At 66.2% G+C, this 879-nt stretch carries 1 protein-coding gene; it reads right to left on the bottom strand.

Annotated elements, in window-relative coordinates:
- The coding region (locus BHQ18_RS28835; protein WP_131815751.1) for a DUF222 domain-containing protein at positions 1-807 on the bottom strand (807 nt) is incomplete at its 3' end.
- Positions 808-879: the final 72 nt, after the last annotated feature.

Raw genomic sequence — 879 nt, 5'->3', positions numbered from 1 at the left:
CCACGGGTCGGGTCCAGGATCGAAGTCGGGCTCGGGTTCGGGTTCGTAATCGGGCTCAGCGTCGGGTTCGGGCGTGAACTGCGGCGGGGTCCCGTCGGCGTCGGGCATGTTCTTGCCCGGGGCGCCGTAGCTGGCCCACACCGCCTCGATCCACCCCCGCGTCGGAGCATCCACCGCCCCGTGAATCTTGCTGATCCCATCGCGATCCTGCGGACCGAACCACACCCCGGTCTTGCGGCGACGCTCATGCTCACGAAACTCGAAATGCTCCTCCAACACCGTCACCATGTGCTCGACGGCCTTCTCCAACGCCGCCGGCCCCAACCGGGCCGCCTCCTGCGCCAGATGCGCCTCGGCGGCCTCGCGCACATCAAAACCCACCGACGACGGAATCTGCTTGTTGAAGAACTTCCGCAAAATCGCCACCTGCTCAGCACCGATACGCCCGGCCGCCACCCCCGCGGCCACATTGGGCATCACCGGGGCCAGCACCTCACCGGTCATCGCCAACCGCGGCGCCAAATCATGGGCCTCACCCACCCGCCGATTGGCCTCACCCTGGGAAATATTGAGCAACGTCTGCAACGCCCGACTCACCGACGACTCGCCCAACTCGCCGGCCGGGGCGCGCCCCAACTGCGCCACCACCCGATGCCCCACCACCGCCGACGACCGCTGCACCGACTCAAAATCAGCCGTGAACGCCAACAACTCCGCCGTCGACGCCCCATCAAGGGGCTCCGAACGCAGCACGTCGAGCTCGCGGCGAACCACCGCAAGCGCTTCGTACATACGTTCGATACCCACAACCCGACACTAACCACCCCCACCGACACCACACCCCCAAATGTGGCCCCAGAAACCAAAGTGACAGAAGTT

Source organism: Mycolicibacterium flavescens, from assembly GCF_001722335.1.
Lineage (GTDB): Bacteria > Actinomycetota > Actinomycetes > Mycobacteriales > Mycobacteriaceae > Mycobacterium > Mycobacterium flavescens.
This window is presented reverse-complemented; position numbering and strand designations above follow the sequence as displayed.